Origin of the sequence: Streptococcus sp. HF-1907, assembly GCF_015594605.1 — a bacterium.
Classification (GTDB): Bacteria; Bacillota; Bacilli; order Lactobacillales; family Streptococcaceae; genus Streptococcus.
In genome coordinates, this window is sequence record NZ_JADNQT010000029.1 from 1 (window position 1) to 5,134 (window position 5,134).

General features: G+C 38.2%; 5 protein-coding genes. All 5 read right to left on the reverse strand.

The features are described 5' to 3' along the window. Window positions 1–453: 453 nt before the first annotated feature. Window positions 454–858 carry a transposase gene (locus IYQ92_RS10435; protein ID WP_229311382.1) on the reverse strand — a complete coding sequence of 135 codons (405 nt, stop codon included), beginning with the start codon at window positions 856–858 and terminating at the stop codon, window positions 454–456. Window positions 859–897: 39 nt separating this feature from the next. Further along, window positions 898–1,377, reverse strand: coding sequence for a transposase (locus IYQ92_RS10440; protein WP_229311383.1), 480 nt, complete (start codon window positions 1,375–1,377; stop codon window positions 898–900). A gap of 1,340 nt (window positions 1,378–2,717) precedes the next feature. Next, a complete protein-coding gene (locus tag IYQ92_RS09870) occupies window positions 2,718–3,623 on the reverse strand; it encodes a class C sortase (protein ID WP_195676478.1) in 906 nt (301 codons plus the stop codon). 205 nt (window positions 3,624–3,828) lie between these two features. Further along, window positions 3,829–4,644, reverse strand: coding sequence for an IS982 family transposase (locus tag IYQ92_RS09875; protein ID WP_195676479.1), 816 nt, complete (start codon window positions 4,642–4,644; stop codon window positions 3,829–3,831). 394 nt (window positions 4,645–5,038) lie between these two features. Then, on the reverse strand, window positions 5,039–5,134 hold a 96-nt coding region (locus IYQ92_RS09880), incomplete at its 5' end, for an IS3 family transposase (RefSeq protein ID WP_133162783.1).

Consider the following 5,134-nt stretch of genomic DNA (forward strand, 5'->3'; position numbering starts at 1 on the left):
ACCTCACCCCTGCACTTTTGGTTCGTCTTGTTCAGTTTTCAAAGGTCTTTGCCTCTCAAGAGACAACCTCTATATTCTAGCAAATAATCAACTACTTGTCAACTACTTTTTTCAAAAAAGTTTTTTAGCAACTGAATCACTTGATAGCTTTATTATTTTATCAAATACTACTAGATTTTGTCAAGGATTTTTTTATTTTCCTTAACGCTTCTCTTTCGAGACAGCCATTACAGTATACCTTTTTTATTGATCGCTGTCAACTGCTTTTTAGATTGAATCAATTCCGAAAGTACGTTTCTTGCCATCTATCACTCTTTGGAGGAACATTTTGACCATCAAAAAAGAATATGGTGTGCTCAAATCGCCTTGTTCAGTGTGATTTAGAATTGAAAGGAGTACTGTCCTCCCCAAAAGGGTAGACTCCACCCTTGGTCTTAAGGGAAACTTTTAAAGTTAAACAACCCAACTGGCTAAATGTAACGTTTGCCCGTGATTGAGCTTGTACAAGGCGAAGCCTACCATGACTAGAAAGCTCATGGTGACAACTACTTTCATTTTAGCTAAGCCCCTAATGGTGTAATTTTCCAAACGAAAATCCCTGTCCAATCGCCCATTTAGCCTCTCGATACTCGTCCGTTCTTTGTAAAGTCTCTTAAACTTAGCACTGGAACGAGCTACGATAGTGACTATAATAGGCTCAACACTACGCTTCAAGCGATAACTCTTAGAATTATTGTATTTAGGATGAAAGCCATAACGTAGGCTGTCCGAAGACTTATCGTAACCTTTGTAAACCAACTCAATCGCTTTGCCATTGTCAGCCACATACCAAACTTGGCCACTCTGATTGCCAATCAAATCAGTATCTAAATACTGTCTAGTATCGTCCTCTTTCCACTAGTGCTTATTGTCAATGATAGGGATAATTGCGGCTTCTTCTAAGAGAGTCTGGAGAGGCTTGCCGCTATAACCTTTATCAGCCATTAGACACTCGGCTCTGTCAAGAATGGTCTGACTCATGTTTTTGATTATCCTTTTGGCAATTGTCGGCTCTCCTTTAGAAGCTGGTGTCACTTCCCAATCAACTGGTAAGCCGTACTTAGTATCCGCAAATAAGTGGAGACGATACCCAAAATGCTTAATGGGTAAGACCTGACCGTTAGGTAATTGCGTCTCTTTCTTGGAGAAATCAGCGTCTAAATCAGAGCGGTGGTCCCGTCTTTTCTTATTCTTTTGATACGGACTAGCGTAACTGTCTAGATACTTCCCGTCTAAGACCAAATGGACACCAAAACCAGGTAAGCTGTCATAGACCACGGTGACCGCAGTTTTAGCCCAAGCCTCTAAGTTGTCAACAACTGCTTCTAAGTCTGTCATAAAACGTGAGAAACTGGCTGCCGATGGGGCATGGACTTTCTTGGAGCTCCCATATTTTAGAGTAACATAGTGAGTCTAAAAGTCACAGATTTGACGTAGCTGACTGTTACAGTTGAGTTGACAAATCAGTTGCCTGTCAGTTTGAAATTGAAGCACTAATTTGGCAATATAGGCTATAAAGTAAGACTCAACACTATAGTCTTGACGCCCTCCTTTACGTTTGGATTCTATCTGTTCAAATAGACCTGTCTCAGGAAGGTTATCAACCACAGCTAAAATTTTTTCTAAATCACCTAGTTCTGTCTCCTCAAAGAGGTTGAGTTGTGTTACACTTTTTATTGTAAGACCTCGCTATTTTTTACAATCCTATTATAACGCTCTGACGTTTCACTGAGGCTTACAAAAGAGAAAATCGCCATTCTTTCGTGGCGATTTTTCTTTTTATAACGCTGAAATCGGTTGATATAACTAATCTGGTGGAGTTCGGAATTGATTCTAGATTATTTTTTGTTTATGGATAATTTTGCTCCCCTAGATACATTCAAAAGGCTAGGAGATGCAAAACTACTCTATCCAAAGAAGAAAATATTTTATGAATGATAGAGCGTTGACCTCAATAAGGGCGTTCTCTAGGAGATTAGCCATAGCATCTCAAACAATTAACAATGACGTTAATCAGGGGCAAGTTAGGCAATAGAGGCGTAAAGGAAGGTAATTGTCAATGCTCGTTTTAATAGATTTCTCTGATTCTGGTTTTCAATCACTATATTTTCTCCTGAGATGATTGCCTTCTATTACTGGATTCATCATAATTATTAAGAAAGAAGCTGGGCTTTATCCCCTTAAAGGAAAAGGTAACCCCAATTTTTAATCTATTGGCTATCTATTTAAGGGCAAATATTATTAGTGAGAATGTTTCAAAAACGACCTATGAACTAGCGTTTACTGAGTTAGTTAATAGAGTTTTTAACCTCATTGCTGGTAAGTCGGAAGCTTCAGTTAATCAAGTCATGATAACTATTCTGAAAAACATCAAATTACCTTAATTTCATTGAAGAATGGAGTGGTGTTCAGCCAACTAGCTGATATTTTTGATAAGGAAGTAAAAGTGTAGCTCAACAATAGGGCGATTCATAAACCCAAAAAGAATTACTGTACTATAAAAAAGTTGGCTGTGTGATGTCCTCCGAGGTTGTAAAGTTAGCTCAAAAATCTGATAATAATTAATTGACTGCGGTCTCTAAAACTTGATGAAAAACGTCAGCAATGTTAAAACAATCTTGAGAAGACTCTTGAACCAAAGGTGTGGCAAAATAAGACTTGGGAATAAATCTTTTCTATTATTTTTCTTTTGTGTTTAAAAGCTTAGTGAGTTGAGTAACTAAATGGTGATAAGATTTGTTATTGGCTGATGCTACTTCAATACCTTTTTCTTGGAGGTAAGTTTGTGCACGGTTTTGGTGTTTATCTTGGTAGCGACGGCTTGTTACTGCTAGGATGTAGATGATTAACACAATACAAACCGGCACTGCAATGAATGGTGCTATATAAAGCGCCTTAATTTGTACAGCTTCAGAGATAACGTCAGCATTACCATCTGAATTAGGCACACGATGTCCTCTCACCAAGAGACGGTGAGTGTTGATGCCGTAAGGTGTACAGGTTACCAGGGTACAGTAGTCTTGATTTGGGTCTGCTGTCAGAGTTGATAGATCTGTTGGTTCTACTACCCGAATCTGGTCAACTTGATAAGTCATCGTTTCATTTAGAACATGTAGCGTAAAGGTGTCATCCTCGCAGAGTTTATCCAAATCTGAAAAGAGTTTAGCTGAAGGTAAACCACGGTGCCCAGACAATACTGTATGCGTACCCAATCCTCCTACTGGCAATGATGTCCCCTCCAAATGACCAATAGAGGTTTGAAGAACAGAGTCATCAGTCCCGTGAAAAATGGATAATTTGACATTGATTTTAGGAATTTCAATGTAGCCCATAGAGCCACTAGAATTAAAGTTAAGCTGCTGGTTATACTCTCTTCTATCGGTATCAGAGAAATTCCAGTTGATGGGGTGGGTTGTGTTATACTGGTGAGCCTTCGTTAAAATATCAGAGTAATCTTTTTTTGACATTTTGGAAACACTTTTTGAGTAAGACATGATCGCCTGTGATTGGTGAAATGAGTTCCAATAGTCACTGAAGGATGGATAGGCAAGCAATAAAAAACCTATCAAAAAAACTAGTGGCATAGCAAATTTTGCCACATACTTCTTAATCCAGTTTTTCAAAAGCAAGTCTCCTTTCCAAAATAATATCCATTTTCTTCTTGAGTCTAACTCCAATAACTGGAGGCAGACTTAAAAAGAAAATCTTCAGAAATGCATACCGTCATTCCACAGTTTGCACTTCCGAAGATGACTTTTTAATCAAATCATATATTAGTTACTCGTGGTGCTAGTTAATCTTAAAGTCTCTCAGGTTGTAAACAAGTATAATTTGCTCAAGCCTTAATTGCAGTCCTGATAAACCTCTAGCCAATGTATGCTCTACATCAAAAAGAGCGCAAAGCTCTGAAAATCGTGTCTCAATGGTTCGTCTCATAGCCATCAATTTCCAATGATTATGTTGGTTAGCTCCTGTCATGTTTTGACGTAAAGGAGTCCATAGATGATAGCCTTTTTGAACCAAATGATCTTTAAGCTCCCTACTAAGATAGCCTAAGTCTGCCAAAATATAAGGTTGTTGGCAATTTTCCAGTAAGTCCTCAACGGCTCTAATATCGTGAACAGATGCTGGTGTCACAACGTAGTTCAGAATATAGCCTGATAGAGTGACCAGCATATGCACTTTGAAGCCATAAAGCCACAGGTGTTTTGAAGCATTGTACCCAATATCTGCCGTTCCTTCAAAAATTTTTGCTTGATGATTGCGAACAGATTGACAAAGTGGCAAGGGGAAGCTATCTATGATGACAACTATATCAGGAGATAATTGGTTATTCATAGCTTGATGAATGATTTGAATTAACCAGATTAACTGTTTCGATCGTCGGTCAAAACGACTTCTTTCTAGTCGTTTCCCACAGGGGAATAGTTGGCAGATATGGTAAAAATGCCGTTGGGATTTAATGCCTAATTCAGCCTGTAAAAGAAGTAAGACTAGCAGTGGCTCATCCGAAACTTTAGATAGGCTAACATTACGACGGTACTTGAAGTCCTCAAGACAATAATCATGATAGAGTTTTGAACAAATTTTTGATAATTGCTTAATATTCCATTGTAAGTGATGAGCTTTAGCAGTATACTGTAAGTGGCTCTTTTGGACGTCCTCTCTGTTTGTTTAGCCACTTACAGTATAGTCCTTTTGGGCTTTTTATTGTATTTTGAGATTAACTAGCACCACGAGTATATTCGTATAACTAAAAATAAGATACCATTCTTCTAAAATAGGTATCCCAACTATCACCTATTGGAAAAGTATCGTTTTTCGACTTTATGAAATCTAGATCACCTGAGCCTCCTAAGTTCAAATTCTAATTGCCCTTAACATAAGTCCTAACCACCCGTGAAAACGGGTGGCTTGTACACCGGCTGTAAGCCGTTGCTCTCCAGCGGCGTCTAAAGACGCTCAGGTTGTACTGACCCCAAAAAGTTAGACATTTAATTTATCCAAAGGATTTAGTTCTGTATTGCACAGGACTGAGTCCTTTTAATTTTACCTTAATTCGTTTGTTGTTGTAATAATCAATATAGTCTACAAT